The 23802-nt window shown below is 65.3% G+C and carries 24 protein-coding genes and 1 tRNA gene; 9 read left to right on the forward strand and 16 right to left on the reverse strand.

Annotation, left to right across the window (positions count from 1 at the left end; translation table 11 throughout):
• Positions 1-6: 6 nt before the first annotated feature.
• From pepN to F562_RS0116935, 4 genes are all read right to left on the reverse strand, one after another.
• On the reverse strand, positions 7-2646 hold the full coding sequence (pepN, locus tag F562_RS0116920) for an aminopeptidase N (RefSeq protein ID WP_018158162.1): 2640 nt from the start codon (positions 2644-2646) through the stop codon (positions 7-9).
• 67 nt (positions 2647-2713) lie between these two features.
• Positions 2714-3829: a phosphoserine transaminase gene (gene serC / locus F562_RS0116925; RefSeq protein WP_040386161.1), complete on the reverse strand. Its 1116-nt coding sequence runs from the start codon at positions 3827-3829 to the stop codon at positions 2714-2716.
• Positions 3830-3903: 74 nt separating this feature from the next.
• On the reverse strand, positions 3904-4647 hold the full coding sequence (locus tag F562_RS20440) for a hypothetical protein (RefSeq protein ID WP_018158164.1): 744 nt from the start codon (positions 4645-4647) through the stop codon (positions 3904-3906).
• The gene (locus F562_RS0116935) at positions 4644-4808 is read right to left on the reverse strand and encodes a ribbon-helix-helix domain-containing protein (protein ID WP_018158165.1); all 165 of its coding nucleotides are present in this window, start codon (positions 4806-4808) and stop codon (positions 4644-4646) included. The genes F562_RS20440 and F562_RS0116935 overlap by 4 nt, the downstream gene beginning before the upstream one ends.
• Positions 4809-4848: 40 nt before the next feature.
• Here F562_RS0116935 and pdxH point away from each other — a divergent pair, with 40 nt between their 5' ends.
• The gene (pdxH, locus tag F562_RS0116940) at positions 4849-5529 is read left to right on the forward strand and encodes a pyridoxamine 5'-phosphate oxidase (protein WP_018158166.1); all 681 of its coding nucleotides are present in this window, start codon (positions 4849-4851) and stop codon (positions 5527-5529) included.
• Between the two features lie 445 nt (positions 5530-5974).
• Here pdxH and F562_RS19810 read toward each other — a convergent pair whose 3' ends face one another.
• Both F562_RS19810 and F562_RS19815 read right to left on the reverse strand, forming a co-directional pair.
• Positions 5975-6688: a DUF305 domain-containing protein gene (locus F562_RS19810; protein ID WP_018158167.1), complete on the reverse strand. Its 714-nt coding sequence runs from the start codon at positions 6686-6688 to the stop codon at positions 5975-5977.
• Positions 6685-7344, reverse strand: a complete 660-nt coding sequence (locus tag F562_RS19815) for a thioredoxin-like domain-containing protein (protein ID WP_018158168.1) — start codon at positions 7342-7344, stop codon at positions 6685-6687. The genes F562_RS19810 and F562_RS19815 overlap by 4 nt, the downstream gene beginning before the upstream one ends.
• Before the next feature lie 100 nt (positions 7345-7444).
• On the opposite strand from F562_RS19815, the gene F562_RS0116955 reads away from it, so the two are divergent.
• Positions 7445-8146 carry an iron-dependent transcriptional repressor DtxR gene (locus tag F562_RS0116955; RefSeq protein WP_018158169.1) on the forward strand — a complete coding sequence of 234 codons (702 nt, stop codon included), beginning with the start codon at positions 7445-7447 and terminating at the stop codon, positions 8144-8146.
• 121 nt (positions 8147-8267) lie between these two features.
• Positions 8268-9002: a C40 family peptidase gene (locus F562_RS0116960; RefSeq protein ID WP_026181359.1), complete on the forward strand. Its 735-nt coding sequence runs from the start codon at positions 8268-8270 to the stop codon at positions 9000-9002.
• Between the two features lie 10 nt (positions 9003-9012).
• Here F562_RS0116960 and F562_RS0116965 read toward each other — a convergent pair whose 3' ends face one another.
• The 4 genes from F562_RS0116965 to F562_RS0116980 form a co-directional block, all read right to left on the reverse strand.
• Entirely contained in the window at positions 9013-9759 is a 747-nt protein-coding gene (locus tag F562_RS0116965) for an SDR family NAD(P)-dependent oxidoreductase (RefSeq protein WP_018158171.1), read from the reverse strand.
• A 119-nt stretch (positions 9760-9878) separates the two neighbouring features.
• Entirely contained in the window at positions 9879-10799 is a 921-nt protein-coding gene (locus tag F562_RS0116970; protein ID WP_018158172.1) for a VOC family protein, read from the reverse strand.
• Positions 10800-10806: 7 nt separating this feature from the next.
• Positions 10807-11664: a fumarylacetoacetate hydrolase family protein gene (locus tag F562_RS0116975; RefSeq protein WP_018158173.1), complete on the reverse strand. Its 858-nt coding sequence runs from the start codon at positions 11662-11664 to the stop codon at positions 10807-10809.
• 25 nt (positions 11665-11689) lie between these two features.
• On the reverse strand, positions 11690-13456 hold the full coding sequence (locus F562_RS0116980) for an FAD-dependent oxidoreductase (RefSeq protein ID WP_018158174.1): 1767 nt from the start codon (positions 13454-13456) through the stop codon (positions 11690-11692).
• 130 nt (positions 13457-13586) lie between these two features.
• Here F562_RS0116980 and F562_RS0116985 point away from each other — a divergent pair, with 130 nt between their 5' ends.
• From F562_RS0116985 to F562_RS0117000, 4 genes are read left to right on the forward strand one after another with little or no spacing between them, the layout of a single operon-like run.
• Positions 13587-14273, forward strand: coding sequence for a GntR family transcriptional regulator (locus tag F562_RS0116985; RefSeq protein WP_026181360.1), 687 nt, complete (start codon positions 13587-13589; stop codon positions 14271-14273).
• Positions 14274-14302: 29 nt separating this feature from the next.
• Entirely contained in the window at positions 14303-14962 is a 660-nt protein-coding gene (locus F562_RS0116990) for an isochorismatase family protein (RefSeq protein WP_018158176.1), read from the forward strand.
• Complete coding sequence (locus tag F562_RS0116995) at positions 14959-15261, forward strand: GNAT family N-acetyltransferase (RefSeq protein WP_018158177.1); 303 nt, start codon at positions 14959-14961, stop codon at positions 15259-15261. Before F562_RS0116990 ends, F562_RS0116995 begins: the two co-directional genes overlap by 4 nt.
• Before the next feature lie 51 nt (positions 15262-15312).
• Entirely contained in the window at positions 15313-15564 is a 252-nt protein-coding gene (locus F562_RS0117000) for a hypothetical protein (RefSeq protein WP_018158178.1), read from the forward strand.
• Between the two features lie 96 nt (positions 15565-15660).
• Here F562_RS0117000 and F562_RS0117005 read toward each other — a convergent pair.
• A tRNA-Arg gene (locus tag F562_RS0117005) sits at positions 15661-15736 on the reverse strand.
• A 72-nt stretch (positions 15737-15808) separates the two neighbouring features.
• Positions 15809-17116 (reverse strand): AI-2E family transporter, encoded by a 1308-nt coding sequence (locus tag F562_RS0117010; RefSeq protein ID WP_018158179.1) that lies wholly within the window; start codon positions 17114-17116, stop codon positions 15809-15811.
• Positions 17117-17287: 171 nt separating this feature from the next.
• On the opposite strand from F562_RS0117010, the gene F562_RS19820 reads away from it, so the two are divergent.
• Positions 17288-21067, forward strand: a complete 3780-nt coding sequence (locus F562_RS19820; RefSeq protein WP_018158180.1) for an AAA domain-containing protein — start codon at positions 17288-17290, stop codon at positions 21065-21067.
• Positions 21064-21246: a hypothetical protein gene (locus F562_RS0117020; RefSeq protein ID WP_018158181.1), complete on the forward strand. Its 183-nt coding sequence runs from the start codon at positions 21064-21066 to the stop codon at positions 21244-21246. Before F562_RS19820 ends, F562_RS0117020 begins: the two co-directional genes overlap by 4 nt.
• A gap of 87 nt (positions 21247-21333) precedes the next feature.
• Here the strand turns inward: F562_RS0117020 and mscL are convergent, their stop codons facing one another.
• From mscL to F562_RS0117040, 4 genes are all read right to left on the reverse strand, one after another.
• Positions 21334-21723 carry a large conductance mechanosensitive channel protein MscL gene (gene mscL, locus F562_RS0117025; protein WP_018158182.1) on the reverse strand — a complete coding sequence of 130 codons (390 nt, stop codon included), beginning with the start codon at positions 21721-21723 and terminating at the stop codon, positions 21334-21336.
• Between the two features lie 121 nt (positions 21724-21844).
• Positions 21845-22474, reverse strand: a complete 630-nt coding sequence (locus F562_RS20445) for an SAF domain-containing protein (protein WP_018158183.1) — start codon at positions 22472-22474, stop codon at positions 21845-21847.
• Complete coding sequence (locus F562_RS0117035) at positions 22471-23307, reverse strand: S-methyl-5'-thioadenosine phosphorylase (RefSeq protein ID WP_026181361.1); 837 nt, start codon at positions 23305-23307, stop codon at positions 22471-22473. Before F562_RS0117035 ends, F562_RS20445 begins: the two co-directional genes overlap by 4 nt.
• A 111-nt stretch (positions 23308-23418) precedes the next feature.
• A complete protein-coding gene (locus F562_RS0117040) occupies positions 23419-23802 on the reverse strand; it encodes an FmdB family zinc ribbon protein (protein WP_026181362.1) in 384 nt (127 codons plus the stop codon).

Genomic DNA, 23802 nt, shown 5'->3' on the forward strand with positions numbered 1-23802 from the left:
TCGGTGTCAGCGTGCTGGGTGCGCTGATCCCGTTGGTGCCATAGCGAATTCCTGCGCACGCAGGTCCCGCAATAGATCGTCATACCGTTCGCTGACGACGCGGCGAAGAGCTGCAGGAGCATCCTGGTGATCGCGTAGCCAGGATGCGGCGGCGGCCGCAGCCGAGGCTTCCTCCGGCCGTTCTCCGGGCCGAAGCGATCCCTGCGGGAACAGTCCTCGGGCCATGATCGTGGCCATCGTCTGGCTGTGTTGTGACCACCACGTGGTCAACGATGCGTAGTACCGCGGCGCGTAGTCCTCGATAAGTTCAGCGCCGGATGGTTCGGTGAATCCCGCAATGAGCGCTCGGAGTTCGTCATTGGTGACATCCGCGCCGTCGGTGATGCGCTGCCAGGTCTGCTCCTTTGCTTCGACGCTGGGACGAGCAGCCCGGGCTGTGACGCAGGCCGTGTGTCCGCTCATGGATGCGTCGCGACGCAGTTCGTCAGCGAGTTCTTCCGGCGTGGTGGCGTCCTGTGCGGTGAGGCCGGTTAAGAGCATCCAACGCAACTCGCGATCAATGTCGAGGCCCTCGACGACCTGATGGCCCGAGAGCAAGTCGCGGCCACGCGGCACGCCGTTCGGCGAGTGACCCACCATCGCGGCCAGGGCCCGCGCCCAACTCTGCTGAGTGTCGCTGCTTGGCTCGCTTGCGAGCAGGCTCTCGTATGCCGTCGCGAGGTGCCTGTCGTTGGCCTCTTCTCGCTCGGGCTCCGGCACGTAGTGACACGCGGCGTACCGCGCCAGCCTCTCCACGGTGCTGACGATGAATGCCTCCGGCTCGCTGGGGAGCTGGCGCTCGACCACGTCAAGGAACTGCGACGCCGTGAATTGGGCGTCGCGGGTCGAGTTCCACAGATTTGCCCAGGCAATCCCGCGGGCGAGTGGCGAGGTGAGTGTCGAGAGGTGCTGATCGAGCGCGCTCTGTGACGCAGTGTCAAGGGTGGCTTTTGCGTAGGTGAGGTCCTCGTCATTGACGAGGATGAGGTCGGCCCTCTCGCCGTGCGCCTCTGATACCTCGGTGAGTTCATCCTTGGCGTCGAGGGTGAGCAGTCGAGTTCGCTCGAGCCGGTCGTCGACGACTGTGTACAGCCCGACGTTGAGATGATGTGGACGCAGTACGGGAGAACCGGTGCTCGCGTCAATTCCCTTCTGCTGCAGCGCGAGCCGGGTGATCCGCCCCTCACCATCGCGCTCCACCAGCGGGCTGAGCGTGGTGACGCCGGAAGTCTCCAGCCACGCCCTAGACCACGAACGCAACTCACGGCCGGATGACTCTTCAAGACACGTGAGCAGATCGGACAATTCGGTACTTCCGTATGCGTGACGTTCGAAGTACGTCGCGGCCCCGGCGAAGAAGGCGTCCTCGCCGACATAGGCCATGAGTTGCTTAATGACCGAGGCGCCCTTGGCGTAGGTGATGCCATCGAAGTTCTGTCGGGCTGCTTCGAGGTCGCGAATGGTCGCCACGACGGGGTGGGTGCTGGGAAGTTGATCTGCGCGGTAGGCCTTGGCCTTGCTGCCTAGGGCGAACGAGGACCAGGCGATGTCGTACTTCGTGGCAGCTGAGCAGACGTGGTAGCCCATCAGGTCCGCGAACGATTCCTTGAGCCAGAGGCCGTCCCACCAGCGCATGGTCGCAAGATCGCCAAACCACATATGGGCCATCTCGTGCATGATCGTGTTGGTTCGCTGCGCGCGCTGGTGGACGGTGCTGTATCCACGGTGCAGGTACGTCTCGGTGAACGTGACCAGCCCGGGATTCTCCATCGCTCCGAGGTTGTACTCCGGAACGAAGATCTGGTCGTACTTGCCCCAGGGGTAGGGAAATTTGAACTTCTCGTCGTAGTACGAAAGCCCCTGCTTGGTGACCTCAAAGATGTCCGCCGTGTCGAGGTGGGCGGCCATGCTCTGCCGACAGAGCAACATGAGCGGGATGGTGTGGGAACTCCCGTCCGCACGTTCGACCTCCCACTGATCCTGAACCTGGTGGTACGGGCCAGCCACAATCGCGGTGATGTAGGTCGAGAGCGTTGGAGTCGGTGCGAATTTCACTGTCACGCAGCGGTTTCCACGGGCATTGACGATCTCGTCACGCTCAATCTCGGGCTGACCAGAGCGCACGACCCAGCCCACCGGCGCTGTGACCTGCATGGTGAAGTGAGCCTTGAGGTCGGGCTGTTCGAAGTTGGCGAAGACCCGGCGTGCATCGGTGGGTTCGAAGTGGGTGTAGAGGTAGGTCTCCCCATCCTCGGGGTCGGTAAACCGATGCATCCCCTCCCCAGTGCGGCTGTATGCACACTGGGCTACGACGACCAGCTCGTTGCGGTCGGCGAGTCCGGGAACGGGCAAGCGGGCGCCGTCGTAACCGGTCAGGTCGAGGTCTTCACCGTTGAGCGTCGCGCGGTCAACGGTGTCGGCGATGAGGTCGACCCAGGTGTCGGCGCCCGGCGTGGCATCGAAGTAGAGGGTGGTCCTGCTGGGGAAGGTCGTGGTGTCGGGCTGGGACGCGTCCCGCAGATCCACCTCGATGAGGTAGGACTCGGGCGTGACGATCGCAGCGCGCGCCGCGCACTCGTCCTGGCTGAGATTCGCGGTGGAGGTCACGGGAAACAAGTCTGTCATGGGCGGCGGATCCCGGAACCGCCTATATGCATTCTGCCGAAATCAGATACTAAAGGTGCTCCACTACGTAATCGATGCACTGCGTCAGTGCCGTGATGTCGTCGGGGTCGACCGCTGGATACATCCCGATGCGCAATTGGTTGCGGCCGAGTTTCCGGTAGGGGTCCAGGTCGACGACGCCGTTGGCTCGAAGCGCAGCGGTGACGGCCGAGGAGTCGAGGGCGTCATCGAGGTCGATCGTGCCGACGACGAGTGAGCGATCCGCAGGCTCAGGGACGAATGGCGCGGCATACGGCGCGGCGTTGGCCCAGTCGTACAGCCGAGTGCTGCTGTCGGTCGTGCGAGCGACAGTCCAGTCCAGGCCGCCGTGGTCATTCATCCAGCGCACCTGGTCGGCCATCAGTGCGAGCGTGGCCACCGCTGGAGTGTTGACGGTCTGATTCTTGCGTGAGTTGTCAATGGCGGATGGCAAGTCAAAAAATGCTGGGACATAACGGTTTTCGGCGATTCGATGGGCCCGTTCGATGGCGGCGGGGGAGAAGGCCGCTAACCAGAGCCCGCCATCGCTCGCGAAGCCCTTCTGCGGGGCGAAGTAGTAGACATCGGTCTCGGCGATCTCGACTGGAAGGCCACCCGCGCCGGAGGTTGCATCGACCAGGACCAGCGCGTCCGCGCCGCCGACCCGCTGGATCGGCAACATTGTTCCGGTTGATGTTTCGTTGTGCGGCCAGGCGTAGGTGTCGATGCCCGCCCGCTCGACCGGTGCGGAAGTAGAACCGGGATCCGACTCGATGACGTCGGGGTCGGTGAGGAACGGAGCGGATGCAGTCGCCGTCGCGAACTTGCGGGAGAACTCTCCCATCACGAGGTGCTGAGCGCGCTGCTCCACGAGTCCGAACGCGGCGATATCCCAAAAGGCCGAGGCGCCGCCTAGTCCCAGGATGATCTCGTAACCGTCGGGGAGGCCAAACAACGCGCTCAGGCCGGAGCGGATCTCGCCGACGAGTCCCTTGACGGGCGCCTGGCGGTGTGAGGTTCCAAGAACACTGCTGCCACGCTCGGCGAGGTGGGCAAGCTGCTCGGGCCTGATCTTGGAGGGGCCGCTACCAAATCGCCCGTCGCGGGGTAGCAGGTCGGCGGGGATGCGAATGTCCGGTGCGCTCACGGTCACCGAGTGTGCCAGTGCGGTACGCCCCACCGCCGGGGTGTACCGCACTGCAGAACTCAGCACTGCAGAACTCAGACGGGCGCGCTGCGGATCTCTAAGCGTTGGCCATCGGGGTCGACGGTCTCCAGGCGGGTGTCGTGGTCCTCCATGACGATCTCGCCGGGGGCGTACCCGCTGTCGGTGAGTTGTCTCTGCAGTTCCTCGAGCGAGCCACTGGTCGTGAGGCCAAGCGCGATCGACCCTCCAAGTTCACGCCCGGGCATGGCCATGGAGTCGTCGCCATGGTGGAGGCCAAGGACGCCGGCGCCAGCCGAGTACGGGACGTACCACTCGTTGGGCTCGCCGTCCGGGCGCAGGCCGAGTGCTGCGGCGAATGCGACATACGGGCCTTGCGGGTCGGTGAAGCGGCACAGCGATACCTGGATCCGGTGATCTGGCGTGCCCGGCTGGGTGCTGGAGCCGTATCCATCGCCTGGACCGTTGAACAACAGCCGGTCGCCCAGGGGGTCGACGACTTCGACCACGCGCCCGTAGGTCTCGTCCACGATGGTCGGTTGGAAACCTGCGGCGCCGAGCGCACGGTGCAGGTCGTCCGGGTCAGAAGTCAGGCCGGTGAGTTGCGTGCACCCCACGGGGGCGCCTAGGTCGCTCGTGGCCGCGCTGTGGAGCCAGACTTCGCCAGCGCCTGCGCGGAGTACGTCCATGCCGTCGCCCCAGGACGTGGTGGCGGTGAGGCCTACGGTTTCCAAGAACCGACGCATCGCGGGGATGTCGTCGGTGAACCTGATGGCGGCGAGGGTGAGTGTTGAGGTCATCGGGCAGCCTCCTGGCGATCGGCGTATTCGGTGAGCGCCCGCTCTACCAAGGCTGAGAGGCTTTGACCTTCATCGACCGCGAGGTGCTTGATGCGGGTGATGAGGGGGCGGGGGAGATAGACGTTGAACTGGACTTTGGGACTGGTTGGCGGCTCAGGCATGACAGGATGCTAGCAATCTAGTACCGGTTAGGCTAGGGCTGTGAATGAAGTCATCCGCAGCGAGTACGACGGCCATGGGTTGGACGAGGGTGCGATGCCGAGCGCCCCATGGCCGGCCATCCAGGACTGGGTCAACCACGCCAGAGCGGCCCATGATGAGCGGCCGGACGTGCCAGAACCTGATGCCTTGTCGGTGGCGACGGCTGATGCGAGCGGCAGGCCACACGTACGCACCGTCCTGTTGCGCTATCTCGCTGCCGACGGCGTCGGGTTCTATACCAACCTCGAGTCTCGCAAGGGCCGGGATCTCGCCGAGAACGCTGCGGTGGCAGCGTCGCTCACGTGGCCGACGCTCTACCGCGCGATCAGATTCGCTGGGCGCATTGAGCGACTCCCGCACGAGACGACGATGGCGTACTTCCAGAGCCGTCCATGGGGCTCGCGCATCGGGGCGTGGGCCTCGCGTCAGTCGCAACCGGTCGCGTCACGGGCCGAGCTTGAGGCGGCCTACGCGACGGTCGCCGAGCGCTGGCCAGACTGTGGCCACGCCGACGATGTTCCGCTGCCCGACTTCTGGGGTGGCTACCGCATCGTCTGCGACGAAGTGGAGTTCTGGGGTGGGCGGCGGAGTCGGCTGCATGACCGTTTGCTCTACGAGCGAGTAGGCGAGGGCGACCTGGACCGTGCTGGTGCCTGGACCTGTCAGCGGCTCCAACCCTGAGTTTAATTTTCTAGGACTTCTGCGACGACTGGCGTGCGGAACTCGGCGAGCGGGTCTACCGTTAGTCGTATCACCGGATCCTCCCTGACCCGGCGTGGGTTCCGAACAGGAATCCTGGACGTCGTTGAGACGTCGACCGGTTGGCGCGATTCCCCCCTGTCCGCGCCAACCGGTCTTTCCATGCCTACGCCCGAAATTCTCTTGATCTGAACTGGCCTTAAGACCTACCGTTCAAGGACACGAGAGAGGAGGTGGTCCAGGAGTGAATTCTTCAAGGACGCGTGAGGTGGTCGCGCGCTAGCGCGGCTCAAGTCGTCGACCGCCTCCGGGTGATCGACTGGGCGGAAGCGCTGGCAATTTCGGCCGGCCACCGCAGCCCGTGGGAGCACGAATCGTCCATCGTGCGTCCGCCTGACTAGGCGGAGCCCACGGGCTGTTTCATGCGCTAAGGCGCGGGTGGGACGGCGTCCCGCTTGCGCAGCATCGAGATCATCAGGTTGATCTCGGATTTCTGTCCGGCAACCATCTTCTTCGCCAAGTCCACGACATTGGGCTCAGTGCAGGAGCTCACGCAGGCGCTGGCCATATCGACGCCAGCGCGGTGGTGGGGAATCATCAGTTGCAGATAGATGACTTCCGCGTCCTTGCCCCGCGCAGACCGCAGTTGGTCCAGTTGACCGGCCGATGCCATCCCTTGCATCCGGCCGTCAGGTTGAAGCATCGGTTTGCCGCCCGAGTGCTGGTGACCCGACCGCTTCATCCACTCCATGGGGTCTTCGGCCCGAGCCTGGGACAATCCCCAGGTCTCTAACCAGCCGCGCATCTCGCCCCGCTGGTTTTCCTGGGTGGTAGCGATGTCGTACGCCAACGTCTGAACGTCATTCGCCGTCCCAGCGCTGCGCACGATGAGCGACATGTCCACGGCCTGGCCGTGGTGCAACTGCATGTCGCGAGCAAAACCTGCGTCAGTACTGAGATCGCCTGGCCACGTCGGGCGACCGATGAACCACCCGGCGAAGAAGACCGCGACCGCGGCGAGTAGCGCGCCGACCCACATCAGGACCTTGCGAGTGGCAAGCGGCGACGCGGTCTCCCGGAGGTACTCGTCGCTCACGCCCGCCGACTGGCCGGAGCCCTCGGGCGCCTCTTGCTGGCTCACATGCCTCCGGCGACCTGGTCAGTGTTGGGGTCGTACGCTCCGCTGCACGCGGCGCCCGGCTCTGGCGTTTGCGGGCCCTTCCAGTACTTCTTGATGAACGCATCGATGGTGGGATCGCTCGCCGAATCGACCATGAGCTGCTTGCCCCAGGCCGTCAGCGCAATCGGCGACTTCTGCTTGTCGTCGACCGACACGAGCATGTAGTCGCCCTGCTTGCGCGCAGTGGCCTCGAGGGACTGAATTTGCTTCTTGGGCAACGAGGAGTTGTAGGTGATCCAGACCGCCCCATGTTCGAGGGAGTGCACCGCGTGCTGGGGTTTGACTGCCTTGGTGTAGATCCCGCAGTTGGCCCAGGCGGGGTGATGCTTGCCACCGACCGGCGGCTCCTGCTTATAGGTAAAGCCCGAGGTGATGTGGTCCCGGTCCAAGTCCTCATAGGACTTCACCGCTCCGAGGTCGGGCTTCTCCTGGCCGCGCACGTACGCAACGAGGCCACCGCCGATCCCGAGCAGCAATGCGACGGCGACCACCGAGGCAATGACTGCACCCCTGCGGCCATCTCGGCGCTGTTTGCGCTGGACAGGCGCGAGCTTGTCGCGCGCGCTGGCGCGGGCAGATACGCCGTCCTCTGGTGCCGTGTCGTCGTGGTCGCTCATGGACTTCCTTGCCTTGGGTATGGACGTCAGATCGCATTATGGCTGGCCAATCTGTGTCCTCGTGTCTCGGTTGTCAGGTGGAGGTGGCAGGCTGTGCACTGTGAGCGACCTGATCGACACCACTGAGATGTACCTCCGCACCATCTATGACCTTGAGGAGGAGGGCATCGTTCCCCTGCGTGCGCGCATTGCCGAACGCCTCGGGCACTCGGGGCCGACCGTGAGCCAGACTGTTGCGCGCATGGAACGCGATGGGTTGCTCACCCTTGCGGGTGACCGGCACATCGAGCTCAGCGACGAAGGCCGCGTCAAAGCGACTCGGGTCATGCGCAAGCACCGGTTGGCTGAACGCCTGCTGGTTGACGTAATTGGTCTGGAGATCGAATACGTACACGACGAGGCGTGCCGGTGGGAGCACGTCATGAGTGAGCGCGTTGAGCGCAAGATTCTGGCGATGCTCAAGGAACACGGCCTTTCGCCGTACGGCAACCCCATTCCCGGCCTGGACGAACTGGGCGACGACCTTGAGGTCGAGGACTTCCGGGAGGGCGTCGTTCCGCTGACCGATGTCGCTGGGCCCGAGTCGACTCGCGCAGTGGTGCGCCGGATCGGGGAGCCCGCACAGGCAGACACCGACACCTTGGCAGTGTTGACGGGCGCTGGAGTCCGACCGGGTGCGGCTGTCAACGTACGCACCGACGCGGGCCGGGTCATTGTGGTCGCTGAAGGGCGCCCCGATGCCGACGGGGCCTCGCTGCCACCGGACGCCGCGGTCCACGTCTTCGTCACTGCGCCGGAGTAGATCTAGCGCCCTGACGGGCGAAGGCGGCGTGACCTGATCGTGACATTCGCCGAAGGTCTGTGTACGGTATCGATCTAGCTCTGTACGTCGGGGAATGTTCATCATCGAAAGGGTTTGCCACGTGTCCCAGCGCACCCGCGGGCGCCATCGCGCACCGAGTCGGCTGTCGACATCAGTCACCACCACGGCTCGTGTTTCAGCGGCGATGGCGGTGTCGGGCAGCCTGATTGCTGCCGTGAGCGTGCCCGCCAACGCTGGCCCCACCAAGGCCGTCGCCACCGTGGTTGTTCCCGACGAACTCAAATACCCCATGGGCGTCGAGCCCTCGGCCGCGCTGGCCGCCGCTCCCGCTGACATGCAGGCGGGCGTGCCGCCCATGCCAAAGGCTGAAGTCGCCCGCGGCTTCAAGCGCCCGGCGCCTGAGCCCGCACCGCCGGAGGCAGCGGAGGGCTCAAGCAGCACTCCCGCACCGGCCTCCGCGTCGTCCACTGACTCCGCCCCCGCGGATCAGCCGTCGGGGAATACTGCGAGCGCGATCGACGTCGCGAAGAAGTACATCGGAACTCCCTATGTCTTCGGTGGCACGACCTCTGCGGGCTTCGACTGCTCGGGCTTCACCAGCCAAGTGTTCCGGGAGCTCGGCGTCACGCTGCCGCGTACCGCCCGCGCGCAGCAGGCGATGGCAACCCGCGTCAGCGACCCCAAGCCGGGCGACCTGGTGTTTCGCAACTTCCCCGCGACCCACGTCGGTATTTACGTCGGCCCGGGCATGATGATCGATTCGAACCGTCCCGGCACCACCGTGAGCATCCACAAGATGTGGGGCGGCAACTTCAGCTACGGCCGGGTCGGCTGACCCGCACCTTCTAGCGACGGCGCGAGAGTCGCTCTGCGACGGCCGGCCACACTGCCCTCGGCGCTAGCCGTACGAGCCGCATTGGCCGAGCCAGCCGCCCTGGGAAGGCGATGTGGTGGCGCTCGCGCTCGAGTCCATCGCAGACTGCTCGAGCCGCGGTGTCGGGGTCGATCGCCGCCGGCAGACCCGGAAGTGACTGGCCTGCCGACGAGCGAACCCCGGCCGGTGTCGCAGTGGCCACTTTGATGTTGTAGCGGCGAGCGTCAATAGCGAGTGACTCCAACAAGTTTCGCAGTCCCGCCTTGGCCGCGCCAAATGCTTCTTCTGATGGATACCCGCGGAAGGCAGCAGGCGCGATGAACCCGACGATGGTGCCTGATCGGCGTTCGATCATGGACGGAAGGACGGCGCCGATCGCGTTGCTCGCGCCCACCAGGGAAACGTTGACAACATCGGCGAATGCCTGCCGATCCCAGTCAGCGATATCGATCTGTCGAGTCTCCGCCGCGGTGAAAACCAAGATATCCACGGGGCCAAGTTCGTGATGAACGGTCCGCGCGGCCGCGTCAAGCGACTCCGGGTCCGTGACGTCAGCAGGAGCGGCGAGCATCGCCCCGCCAGAGACCTCGTCGAGGGTTTCTCGGCGTCGGGCGGTGATCGCGACCCGTGCGCCACGCGCTTGCATCTCGCGCGCGATGGCGGCGCCGATGCCGGTGGAGGCACCGACGACCCACACCACCTGGTGCTGCAGATCCATGGCTGCTCCTCACGATCCCGGGGCTCTCACGCTATCGGGCAAGTCCCGCTCGGGTTGCACCGGGCGATGAGGTAGGCGCACCAGGCGCTCTTGTCCCAGCCCGTCATCGAGGCCGTTCGTTAGGCCGTGCTGTGCGCTCCCGTCATCAGGCCGGCGAGGTCCTCGGGATGCAGGAACGACGGTGGTGGAGGTGGTCCCCAGTTGAACAGCCCGGCCGCTCCTTCGAGCACCTCCGGTTCCCAGATCTCATCTTCGGGGATGACGTCCATGTCGGAGAAGTACTCCGAGAAGTTGCCGGCTGGATCCTTCAGGTACCAAAAGAAGTTCGAGCCTGCGTGGTGGCGGCCGAGGCCCCAGACGTGGCGCTCGGGACTGCCCTCGAGCATCGCGAACGCGCCGCGACCCACGTCGTCGATGTCGTCGACCTGCCAACTGGTGTGGTGCAGGTAGTTCACCGGCGACTGCAACGCGAGAAAGTTGTGGTGGTCGGTAGAGCAGCGCATGAACGCGCCCTTGTCGCCGATGTAGTCCGAGACCTTGAAGCCGAGGCCTTCGGTGAAGAAGTGCATCGTGCGCTTAAGGTCAGTTGTCCCGGCGACCGCGTGGCCGAGTCGGCGCGGTCTGACCCGGTCAGTACGGACCACTCCAGGCGCACGCCCGCTGCGGTCGATCCGACCGGGGCCGTTGTACGGCGTCGCGACCGATGCGTCTTGAACGAGCCTGGGCAGGACCCGAATTCGCACGGTGAATCCCGAAACCGGCTCCTGTGCGAGGAGTGCCTCGCCATCGAGCTCCGCCCGCAGACCAAGGCGCTGCACGTTCGCGGCGATTCGGGCCAGGTCATCGGTGTCGTCGGCCGCGACACCGAGCTCGATGAGTTGGCGGCGGGGTGCCGAAACGATCTTGAGCTGCTCGCCACCGTCGCGAGTGCTGAGCTTGCCGTCCACTCCGGGCGCTAGGCCGAAGTCGGTGTAGTAGGCGTGCGTGGCCTCGACGTCGGGGACACCCATCGTGACGTGACTGAGTCGGTGCAGGCTCATGGCATTCTCACTTCCCGTCGGCTGCTACGAAATGTTGTCGCAGCTCGCCGACTCCTTCGACCGTACTGACCAGGGTTTGCCCGGCAGCGATGTATTTTTGTGGGTCGCGTCCAAGGCCGACCCCCGCCGGGGTGCCGGTGAAAAGCAGGTCACCGGGGTAGAGCGTGATGATCTTGGAGAGCTCGGCGATGAGGCGCGGTACCGACACAATGAGATTGCTCGTCCGCCCGTCTTGCAGCGTTTCGCCGTCGAGTTCGCAGTGCAGGGCGAGGTCGTCCGGATCCGGCACCTCGTCGGTTGTCACGAGGAATGGACCGGTGGGGCTGAAGCCGGAAAAGGACTTCCCGAGCCCGAATTGCGGTGCGGGCCCAGCAAGTTGCGTGACCCGTTCGGAGAGGTCCTGACCGGCGGTGATCCCAGCGACATGCTCCCAGGCATCGGCCTCGTCGATGTTGTATGTCGTGCTTCCGATCACGGCCACGAGTTCGACCTCCCAGTCGGTATTGCCACCTTCGGGCAGCACTACTTTGGTAACCGGTCCGCTCAGGCTGCTGAGAAACTTCGGGAACACCGGCGGCAATCCCTTCGGGGCCTCGAACCCTGACTCCATGGCATGTTCGGTGTAGTTGAGTCCGATGCCGAGGATCTGGCGCGGGTCCGGCGATGGAGGTCCCAAGGCCGCGGGGTCGTATGCCGCGGCTTCGGTGAGCGGCGCCGCCTGCGCCCAGTCGCGGAAGGCACCCCACTCGGAGAAGAGAGGCGCCGGTTCGGGTCCAAAACGCCCGTCACTGGCCTGGTGCACATCGACCGCGAGGTCGTCTGGTGTGATCAGGACGGCGCGGCCGTCGAGGTTTGCGAGCTTCATCGAGTCTCCAGGTGGGTGAGGTTGGTCAGTCAGTGCGGGCGAGTACGCGGCGAAGCGCGAGCTCTAGATCGCCCGAGGGATCGTTAGTCAGGTGATGGGCGCGCCATGCCACGTGGTGGTCGGGACGTACGAGCAGTGCCCCGGAGTCGCCTATCTCGCGCAGCGCAGCCCATCGGCCGAGCACATCGGCGTGGTCTCCGCCGGCGCCGATCACGTGGCTTGTGACAGGGATGCCGAGGGCCGCAGCCGCCTTCTGTGCGGCATCAGCCCAGGGTTCTCCACCAATCCCGGTCAGCACGGTGAACTCCCCGCGGCCGCCCAGGTCGAGCGTGGATGTCGCGACGCGTTCGTGCTCCACCCAGGCATGCGGAAGGCGGGCACCCGGATGGGTGGTGGGGTGGTCGTACAGCTCCGGATCGCGGGTCGGCTTTGGCCAGGGCGAGCCGTCGTCGATGACGGCCGATGACTCATAGCGTTGGCCGAGTTCGACTCCGAGCGCATTGAATTGGTAGTTCTGCAGGGCAACCGCTTCGGCGAGCTCGCGTCGTCGTCGCTCACCCACGGGGCCAGGGGCGCGTAATCCGTCAAGCGCGGACTGGCCTTCCTCGGCGGTCTGGCCGGGCTCGAAACCGAGCGCCTTGGAGATCGGCCGCATGTCACCGACGCTCTGCATGGCTCGGTCGACGACGCCGCGGCCGACTGGCTGTCGCTCGTCGGTGTAGGTCGCCAGGAGTTCCTCACCTGCCTTGCCCTGGAGCACGAGAGCAAGCTTCCAGGCCAGGTTGAAGGAGTCCTGGATCGAGGTGTTGGTGCCCAGCCCGTTGGCCGGTGGGTGCCGATGGGCCGCGTCGCCTGCCAGGAATACGCGCCCGATCTGGTACTTCTGGGCGATCAGGTGGTTGATCTGCCACAGGCTCGTCGCCTTGATCTTGAGGTCGATGTCGGGGTCGCCGATGGTGGCGCGGGCACGGGCGATGACGGCCTCCTCTGAGAGGTCGGGCTCGCCCTCGGCCGGGTCGTACATGAACAGCAGCACCCATTCGGTCCACGGTTTGACGCAGATCCATGTGCCCGAACCGACCCAATAGTCGTTGCCCGGCTGGCACATCCAGTACAGAGTGCCGGGGCGATAGGCGGCGTACTTCGTGAGGTCGGCCTCTAACCACACGTTGGCCGCGGCGCCGAGGCCCGATTCTCCGTCGAAGGCGAAGTCCAACTGCTCCGCAACCGTGGAGCGGCCACCGTCCGCGCCGACGACGTACCGGGCCCGAATGGTCTGCTTGGTCTGCTCGGTGCCTGAATCGCGCTGTCGCACGACTGCTGTGACCCCGTCGGTGTCCTGAGACACGGAGATGAGTTCGGTTGAGAAACGCAGGTCGGCACCGCGGGCCTCGGCGCCCTCGCGCAGCACCGGTTCGAGGATGTGCTGGGGGATATTGCACATGCTGGTTGGGCTGGCTAGTTCGTAGTCCATCCGTCGCTCCGGGCCGCTGCCCCACGTGAGCAGCCGGGCGATCTCTTCGTCGGCAAAACTGGTCGCCCAGACGTTATTGCCCATCAGTTCGTTGGGGGTGGCCGCGGCCCGTACGTCGTCCTCGAGGTCGAGGTCGCGGAACACCTCCATCGTGCGCTGGTTGGTGATGTGCGCGCGGGGTGAATGGGCCGTGCTGGCGTACTTAGTGACAGTGACGGCATCGACGCCGTACGTCGCCAGCAGCGCCGCCATCGTGAGGCCCGCGGGGCCAGCGCCCACGATCAGGACATCGGTGTGAACCGCGGACGTCATGGTCATCTTGGCCTCCTGAGGTGCCAGGTCAGCGGTCGTGCAGGTGACCGCCCTCACAGTGTGCGACGAAGAGTTTCGAAAAACAAGATATATTCGAATATTTAGTTGATCTTCGTAAACCTGGTATGGTTGTTTCGTGGCCGCCAGACGCACACGAGCGAACATCGAGACCGTGCACGCGGCGCTGCGCGCGGACCTCCTGGGCGGTGTGCACGCGCCCGAGTCCAAGCTGAAGTTTGCGGCGCTATGTGAGAAATACGGCGCCAGCGTGAGTGTGATCCGGGAGGCGCTATCCCGGCTGGCTGAGCAAGGCCTCGTCGAAGCAGAGCCTCGGGTGGGGTTCCGAGTCCGCGCAGTCAGCGTTGAGGATCTGCGCGAACTCACCGCCGCCCGCATCGAGATCGAAACGCTGGCGTTGCGACGCGCTATCGAAGGCGGCGGAGTGGACTGGGAGTCCGAATTGATCGCCGCTCATCACCGGTTGGAACGCGCGCCGCTGCTCACCCAGGACGAACCGCCTCGAGTGTCCGACGACTGGGAAGCGGCCCATGGCCGCTTCCACGCCGCGCTGCTCGACGGCTGCAACAACTCATGGCTGCTTGGGATCACCTGCATGCTGCGCGACGCGTCGGAGTTCTATCGCAGGTGGTCTCAACTGCATGAGCCGGACCGCGACGTAACCGCTGAACACCGCGCGATCCTGGAAGCAGTTCTTGACCGTGATGCCGACACCGCAGCGGAACGACTCAGCTCCCACTACCGCCACACGTCGGACATCGTGGAGCGAGCGCTTCGCCCGCCCCAGGTAGCCGAACCGAACTGACCGTAGAAGCGATCGAAGGAGACGCCTCCATGACCAAAACCGCAGCAGAGCCAATCCGTGATCCGAAAGCCGACCACCTGCTCACGCCAGAGAATTGCGTGGTCGTCCTGATCGACTATCAGCCCGAGCAATACTCAACGATCACCTCCAGCACGGTCGAGGAGATTGACCTGAACGTGCTGGCGCTCGCCAAGTTTGCCCGCATGTATGGCGTGCCGACGATCATCTCGACCGTCGGTGTTGACCTGGGCGTCAACGAAGGAACGAAACAATCAATCCTCGATGAGTTGCCCGGGATTCCGGAGATCGATCGGACTGGGGTCAATGCCTGGGAGGATGACGAGTTCCGCGCAGCCGTCGAGGCGAGTGGGCGGAAGAAGGTCGTGATCGCAGGTCTGTGGACCGAGGTGTGCATGACCTTCCCGACTCTGGACATGCTGGCCGAGGGGTACGAGGTCTACCCGGTCGCCGATGCTGTCGGCGGGATCAGCCCGGCCTCGCATGAGCGCGCGTTCGAGCGGGTCATTGCCGCGGGAGCTCGTCCCATTACCGCAATCTCTTTCGGCAGCGAGTTGATGCGCAACTGGGCTCGCGAGGACTCAGACAATTTGCGCACCGTGATGGGTTGGTACTTTCCCGAGCGCGAGCGCCTCGGGTTCGGACACCGCGCGAAGGAGGGGAACGCATGACCGAAATTCAGGACATTTACTTCGCCCACGCCCCGGATCGCCGCCGTTACGAGATCCGCGACGGCGAGACGGTTGCTGGGTTCACGCAGTACCGCCTGCCCGACGACCAGCACGTCGACTTCGTGCATACCGAGGTCGACGAGGCGTACAACGGACGCGGCCTGGCTTCTGGCCTGGTGAGTTTTGCGCTCGCGGATGTGCGCAAGTCGGGCAAGCGGATCATCCCGCACTGCCCTTACGTCGCGAGCTGGATCACGCGCCACCCCGAGTACAACGACATCACCGACGTGCCAGCGTAGGATCGCGAACTCGCGCGAGCCGTCCGGGTGGTTAAGGGGTAGACCAAGATTATGGTGGCCGATGTGGTCGGGGCCCTGGTTGCAGTGGCCTGCATATCAGTGGTGTTTTTTGCGTCGCGCCTGGCGGCGATAGGACGGTCAGAGTTCAGCGACTCGAGTTTCAGGACATTCGTTTATTTGGCGGCCGGCGGCTTTGCCTACAACTACCCAGTGGGCGAGGACGCCGTGCGATGGATGCTATTCGTGCTGATCGTTGGAGTCGGCCTCGGCTATTTCAGCCGAAAGGTTCGCGAGCCGACGTGACATACATCGAAAGACCGGCCACTTGAGGTGAATGTGGCTGGCGACTGAGCCAAGCGCGGTGTTTCTGTCGCGGTGCGCTGGAGCGGAGAAAACGTGTGGTGCCCTCGGCTGGATTCGAACCAGCGACACCCGCTTTAGGAGAGCGGTGCTCTATCCCCTGAGCTACGAGGGCGGGGACTGGTCGGTGTGATGGCTGTTGGGACACCACACCGACCAGCGGTGACCAAGTGTAGGTGGGGTGTCGCTACGACTTGGGCGTGTGTTGCGCAACGGTCAGTTCGGCGGCAAGTCGTCCTTCTTCGGTCACGAATTCCAACTCACCTGGACCGAAGGTGCCGCTGCGCAGATCGATCTGTTCTTGCAGATAGCGCAGGAAGACCAACAGGAGAGCCGTCGCCGGAACGGCGAGGAATGCGCCGATGATGCCGTACATGTGGCTGCCGACGGTGACGCTCAGGATGACCAGGCCCGCGTGCAGGTTCATCGAGCGCGACTGGATCAAGGGCTGCAGGAGGTTGCCCTCGATCTGCTGCACGATGATCACGATTGCCAACACGATGAGCGCCTTGGTGAATGACGTGGACACCAGGGCGACCAGAACGGCGAGGGCGCCGGCGACGGTGGCGCCGACGATCGGGATGAAGCCAGCAAAGAAGGTGACAGTCGCCAGGGGAAGCCACAGCGGGACCCCGAGAATGGCGAGCCCGGCGCCGATGAACACGGCGTCGATCGCCGACACCAGGGCCTGCCCGCGAATGTAGCCGCCGAGTGTGCCCCACATGCGGGCAAAGACTTCGGTGAGGTGGCCACCAACCTGATCCCCGGCAGCGCGGCGGACCCAGGGCGCGAAGCGCGGCCCGTCCTTGATGAAGAAGAAGGCCAGCAGCAACGCCAGCAGCAAAGTGACGAAGACCTGCAAGGTCGAGGTGATTCCTCCGACCACGCCACCAGCGATCTGCGCGGCGCTCTCGGAGATCTTGTCGGTCAGGGCCTTGAAACCCTGGCTGATGTCGTCTTCCTTGAGGTTGAGCGGGGCTCCTTGGGCCCAGTCCTGAACCTCCGCTACGCCCGCGCTGGCCTGCTTGGCCAAATCCGGAGCCTGCGAGGCGACGGAGGAGCCGATCGCCGTCATCGCGCCCAAGAAGATCACCAGACCGCTGATGACCGATATGGCAGCAGCCGGAGCCGGACCCAAGCCCTTGCTGCGCAACCAGCGCGTCGGCGGCCAGAGAACAGTCGCAAGGACCAAGCCCAGCAGGATCGGGAGGATGGCGATCCACAGTGGGCCGAGGAGTTGCTTCACGATCCACAGCGTCACCAGAATGATGGCGATGCGCAGTGCCCAGATGGACGTCCATCGCACGCCCTCGCCAATCACGGCAGCGCGGTTTGGTCTGGTCCCCGTCGCGCCTGCCACAAGATCAGGGTCAGGCCCAGCCAGGCGCCCAGCGGCCGGGTCTGGTTGGCCCTGGTCCTGAGTCTGCTTTGCGTCCGGAACGTCGACAGCCCCTTCAGGGTCTTTCGGTGTGGGCGCGTCGCGCTCGTCGGCCATCGCTTCGTCTCCTACTTAGTGTGCTGTCCCCGCAGGACGTGATCAGAGACATCTTCCCCCACCCGATCCGGAATCCCCATTCGCAGCGCGGGACCTGTGGAAGATGGCCCGCTTGCCCTGCGTCGGCGAGGCTCTTCGGCACCTACAGGTGTGACCACTAGCCTCGGCGGGGTGACCAGTCCGACCCATGACGCAGCCGACTCGGATCGCGGAACCCGAGTAGCCGAGGCTATGGCGATCTGGCGGGCCCAGCTCACTGAGGTGGGTGGCCCCAACGCGCTGTTGTGGTACCGCGAACTCGCGCTGGGCACGCTGTCATTCACGAGTGCGCACCCTGCCGGTGTCGCCAAGATCCTGGCCGGACGATCCGTGCGCCTGTCCGACGTGGTGCGTTCACCGGAGGCGTACGCAGATGCCTGCCGTCGGGCGCGTGCAATCCGCCGCTCCGCGCACAGGCTGGAGCGAGAGCGCGGCCTTCGGGCCTGCTATCTCGCGATCGGTATGGCCACCTGGGAGGTCCCCGCCACCTACCCTGGTCCGCCCGCGGCACCCGTACTGCTCCGCCGTGCAAACCTGCTTCCAGTTGACGTGAGTGAGACCGACTTCCTGATCGATTTCGAGCCCGGCTATGTGGCAAACCCGGTGCTCTTGAACTACCTGAGATCAACCCGAGGGGTCGACCTCAACCCCGATGACCTGACTGCGGCGGCCAGGAACGGGTCGCCGGAAGGGGCATACAACCTCCTGCGCAGGGCCTGCGAAGGCATCGAGGGATTCCAGGTCCGTCCGAGCCTGGTCGTCTCGACCTTCTCAACGGTGAAGTCCGCGGCCATTAACGACCTTGCTGAGGCACAGGATTTTGCCGCGCATTCGGTCATTGCGGCGCTCGCGGGAGACCCCGAGGCCCTCACCGCGGTCGGTGCGCAGGCACCGCCGCCCGACGACGACCCAGACCTCCACGCCGAGCGCATCGTCGTCGACGCGGACGCCACCCAGCAGGCCGCCGTCGATGCTGTGGCTGCCGGATCCCACCTCGTTATTCATGGGCCGCCCGGAACGGGAAAGAGCCAGACCGCAGTCAACCTCGTGTCGACTCTTGCGGCCCAAGGGCGACGAGTACTGCTGGTGTCCGAGCGCCGCTCCGCGATCGAAACCGTCATCCGGCGGCTCGATGACGTCGGGTTGCGAGACCTGGTGCTGGACCCATGGGAGCCGGACTCGCTGGATCGTCTTCAGCGCACCCTGCAAAACGCGTCGACCTTGGAAGCGACCTGCGACGAAACAGAATTCGTACCGCCAGCACTCGTATCCGCACGAGAACAACTCGTCCAGCATCAGCATGCGATGCACGCTCCTCGGGAGCCTTGGGGGGTGTCCGTGGACGAAGCACAGACGCGGATCAGCGAACTCGCGGCGCTCCCGAGCCCGCCGCATTCACGGGTCCGGCTCGTAGGCACCCACCTGCACGCCATCCCGGCCGAGCGGCTGGAGGAGGTGCGTTCGCGCCTGGTGGCCTTAGCCGAGCAAGGCGCCTGGTCCACAGAACCGGGCGATGATCCTTGGTACCGTGCGCGGGTCGTGGGCGAGGACCAGACCCGACGAGTACGCGTACTGGTGGAGCACCTCGCCGGTGGCGGGTTGGAGGCATACCGCCAGCGGGTGGGTGACCTCGCGGCACAAGTTGGTCTCAAACGCCCACGCACCGTCTTGGATGCCGACCATCAGCTGGATTTGATGGGCCGAGTCTTTAGGACGTTGGAGGTCTTTCGACCGGGGGTCTACGAGACGCCACTGGACCAGCTGGTGGGCGCGACCGCCCGCCGGGGCTCCGAGCGTGACATTCGGATGAGCCTGATGGAGCGTCGCCGACTCCGCGCGCAGGCCAAAGAACTCCTCCGCCCTGGGCCGCCACCACGTGACCTGCACGGAGTGCTGGTCCGCGCGGCCGACCAGAAGCAGCAATGGCGTGAGCGCAGTGGCCCCGGTTCGGTGCCGAGCGCCCCGGCCGACGTGCTCGACGTGGAGCGCGAACACGAAGAGTTCCGCGAGGAAATCGAATGGCTCACCGCGCGGTTGGAGTCCACGCCTGAGGGTGGCGACCTCATTCATACCGACTTTGATGACCTGCAGAAGCGTCTCGAAGGACTCGCGGCCGCGGGGGACCGGCTCACGGCGGCCGCCCGCACGGTGAACGAGTGTGATGCGCTTCGTCGCGAGCACCTGGGGCCGCTCCTCGACGATTTTGCCGACCACCGCCTCCCCGTCGAGCGGGTCCCGCACGAGTTGGACTTCGTCTGGTGGTGCTCGGTTCTGGACGAGATCAAGAGCCGCGACCCTTCCTATGGTGCGCACGACGCTGCGGGTTTGCACCGCGCTCGCGCAACCTTCGAGGAGGCTGACCGGGCGCACCTCGCCGCGACGGCACAACGTGTCGCCGAAGAAACTCAGGCGCGAATCCATCAGGCAGTCAACGATTTTCCCGAGCAGGTGAAAGTTCTTTCCTCGCTGCAGTCAGGCCCAGGTGCTGCCTGGAGGTCGCTTTTGGGTGCCGCTCCCGAGGTCCTGACGATTGCGCGTCCCTGCTGGGTCATGAGCCCATACGAAGTCGCAAGCCTGGTGCCGCCCGGGTTGTGGTTCGACGTCGTGATCTTCGACGAAGGTTCCCAATTGCTGACCGCATCAGCGATTTCGGCGATCTCTCGAGCCGACCAAGTGGTCGTGCTGGGAGACACCAAGCAACAGCCACCAGCGCCATTCCAGGTTTCTGGAGACGAAGCCACTTCCGGGCCGGGCGGGACCTCCCTGCTGGACTCGCTCCTGCCGTTGGTGCCGAACCACACGCTGACCTGGCACTACCGCTCCGCCGATGAGCGGCTCATCGCGTTCGCTAATGCGCAGGCCTACCAGGGCGAGCTGATCACTGTCCCGCAACCGGTGCTGGAGTCGCCGGTCCGGCTTGAGGTTGTTCCGGAGGCGCAGGGGAACGGGCAGACGAGTCCGCAGGAGGTGGGGCGGGTCGTGGCGCTCGTACGCAACCACCTGGCACACGCCCCCGATCAGTCCGTCGCGGTGGTCGCCTTCACCACGCAGCACGCTGAAGCGATCGAGGCGGCGCTGCGAAAGGCTTGCCGAGACGATGAGGCGCTCGCCGCTGCATTCACGGCAGATGAGCCGCTGGAGGTCTGGACGTCCGAGGCCGCTCAGGGTCAGGAACGCGACGCGGTCCTGGTGTCCGTCGGCGCTGGCCGAGACGAACGCGGTGCCGTGACGCACCGGTTCGGGCCGCTGGGGGAGGAATGCGGCGAGCGGCGGTTGACCGTCGCGATCACCAGGGCCAGGAAGCGGCTCACCGTCATTTCGTCGGTCGCCGCGAGCGACCTTGAGCCCAACAAACTGCGCTCGCGGGGCGGGCAGATGCTGCGAGACCTGCTCGTCTACGCGGCTGGTGAGCAAGGCGAGCGGGTGGCAGCCGATCCCAAGGCGGGCGTCTCGCGTGTGGGTGGCCGACGTCGACGGACCGCGTCAACGGGCTCGGTGCTCGACCGCCCCTTGCATCCAGCAGCAGGGGCGCCGGTGTCGCCGGTCGTCGCCGACCTCGCGACCCGACTGCGCAGCAAAGGTCTGGTGGTCCACGAGAACTACGGCCGCTCAGTGCTCCCCGTCGATCTGGTGGTCGCCGATGCCGCCCGCCCGCACGAACCACTGGTGGCCGTCGAGACCGACGGGCCTGGGCTCGGATCAGTACGAGGGGTCCGGGTGCGCGACCGTCTGCGCCCCGCGCGTCTGCGCGAACTGGGCTGGGCGTACGAGCGGGTGTGGACGGTTGATGTCTTCCGCGACCCCGCCCGGGACGTGGCGCGAATCCAGTCGCTAGTCGAGAGGCTGTCCCGCGAACGCGGTCAACGTGAGCATCCGGAGCGATGCGACCCTGCGCCAGAGGACCCAGCATGAGCCCGGCGACGGATCGTCCGCGCCGCGCGGTGCGTCCCGCGACCGGCGGCACCACGCAGCGGGGTGGTGCACCTGAGCAAACATCGGATGACCTCGACGCCGAAGCGACGGCCACAGATCAGCAGGATGAGGACCATGCGCGGTGGCTGCAAGAGCAGCGCCCGCCCCACTGGGAGTGATCTGCACGTGCGAAAGGCCCAGATGACCGGCGACGGTCATCTGGGCCTTTGCGGTGTCACCCGTTCACAAGGACGGGCTCACAGGGTTCAGTTGCGGCGGGTGCGCAGTTCGTCGCGGATCTCGGTGAGGAGCTCGAGCTCGGTCGGCTCGATGACTTCCTCGACACCGGCCTTGCGGCGCTCGTTGATCTTGTTCATGGGAACCACGACGAGGAAGTAGACCACTGCCGCGGTCATGACGAAGACGATGACGGAGTTAATGATCATCGAGAAGTCGACGAAAGTCTTGGCATTGCCGGACCGGATCTCGAATCCGAGTCCCTTGGAGTTAGCGCCACCGAAGCTGTTCAGTAGCGGGGTGATGACGGCGCTGACGAAGGTGTTGACGACAGCGGTGAACGCGGTACCGATAACGACGGCGACCGCGAGGTCGACGATGTTGCCGCGCATAAGGAACTCTTTGAAGCCCTTCAGCATGGTTTCTCCTGGTGTGAGTGACGAACTAGACCGTCGAGAAGGTAACCACATGAATCCCGCCACGTAAATTTGAAACACGGCGCGTCGCCTGCATCGTTCGTGCTATAGGTCGGGTTCCGGTTCAGCGACGAACGGCCAACGCCACCATCAGTGAGCCTGCGCCACCCACTCCAGAGGCCTGTGCCTGCGCGATTGCAGCCGCTTCGCGTCCGTTGACGGCAAGCAGGATGCTCCCGCCGGAAGGGCCCTTCCACGCCGAATCGGACGAAGGTGTGGTCATGCCCACGATTTGGGCGCTTCGAGCGGGCGCGGCGCCCGTGGGGGCCAGGACGTCGACTTGGTCCCCGACGCGAAGAACCTGGGTCAGAGACGGGTCGCTGAGCGGCATGGACACCACCACATCCCCATCGGTCGCGGGAAGGGTGCGTCGCTCGATCAGCCGTGTCGCCGTCACCGGCGCGCCCGACCGAATCGGTCCGAGCGCGCGACGCCCGACCACCTGACGGGTAGATAGCCGGTCCGTCGGAACAGCCAACGTCGGCCACTGGACCCTGGTCAGGTCATCAGACGTGATCTCAGCGCCAGCCGGAAGGTCACGTGCGGCGACCAGCACCTGAACCGTGGCCGGCGCAGCCGGACGCATCGCGGACAACCCGACGACGACCGCCGCGCCGACCAGAACAGCCGCCAGGAGGCGGCGGAGCCGAAGCCGATGCCACTCGGCTTTGCGGACGTTTCGGCCCTGGCTCATGGCAGCGGGAACGGAACAGTGACCCCGTCGAGGGCGCGACGGCACGAGCAGGTGGCGGTGTCGTCAGGCTCCGGAGCAGGCAGGGCACAGATCGTGGTGCGTACGGCAGCCTTCAGTGCGTCGATCGACCGGGCGAACTCGGCAAGGACCGCCTCGTGGCTGACCGGCTCTTGGCCTTCGACACCGGCATCGTGGTCAGTGACCAGGCACGCCGTGGAGTAACAGAGGGCAAGCTCGCGGGCGATGGATGCTTCCGGCATTCCGGTCATACCCACCACGGTGCCGCCGATTGACCGGTGCCAGCGCGACTCAGCCCGAGTGGAGAAGCGGGGCCCATTGATCACGACCAAGGTCCCCTGGGCAACCGCGGACAGCCCAACGCGGCTGGCGCCATCGACCATTGCCGCGCGCGAGGTCGGGCAGTAGGGGTCGGCGAAACCCACGTGGACCGCGGCGCCGGCATCGGCGTAGACCGTGTGAGCGCGTCCCCATGTGCGGTCGATCACCTGATCGGGCACAACCAGCGTGCCGGGTCCGTGCTCCGGAACGAGCGAGCCCACCGCGCACGGCGCCAGCACTTGGCGAACACCGAGGGAGCGCAGCGCCCAGAGGTTGGCGCGATAGGGCACCTCATGGGCGCTGAACCGATGCCCTTGGCCATGTCGGGCCAGGAAGGCCACCCGACGACCGTCGATCTCGCCAACCGCGATGTCGTCACTGGGCGGGCCGTACGGCGTCTCGACGGGATAGCGCTCAACGTCGGTGAGGAAGGAGTAGAAGCCGGAGCCGCCAATCACGGCGATGTCGGCCACGGGCCCGGGTGCGTCAGTCATGGCGGTGACGCTACCGAGTCACCCGGTCAGTCAGAACAGTGCTGGACATCCTGTGGATGATCGGGCACCGCCATCCACGCCTGTGGACGAAGCCTTATCGGGCGGAGACCGCTAGCTCGCAGACGTCGATGCACTACTCGCGGAGGACGACGATGAGGACGACGAGGATGAAGAACTTGTCGAGGACCCGGCGTCTTTCGAGGACCCTGAGTCCTTCGAGGACCCAGCGTCTTTCGAAGACCCGGAATCCTTCGAGGACCCAGCATCTTTCGAAGACCCGGAATCCTTCGAGGAACTGGTCTCGGTCTTGGTGCTCTTGTCTCGGCTGTCGTTGCGGTAGAAGCCCGATCCCTTGAACACCACACCGACCGAGCCCCATACCTTGCGCAGTCGCCCCGAGCACTCCGGGCATTCGGTCAGCGGGTCGTCGCTGAATGACTGTCGGATCTCGAACTGATGGCCGCACTGAGTGCAGGCATAGGGGTAGGTGGGCAT

Source organism: Demetria terragena DSM 11295, from assembly GCF_000376825.1.
Classification (GTDB): Bacteria; Actinomycetota; Actinomycetes; order Actinomycetales; family Dermatophilaceae; genus Demetria; species Demetria terragena.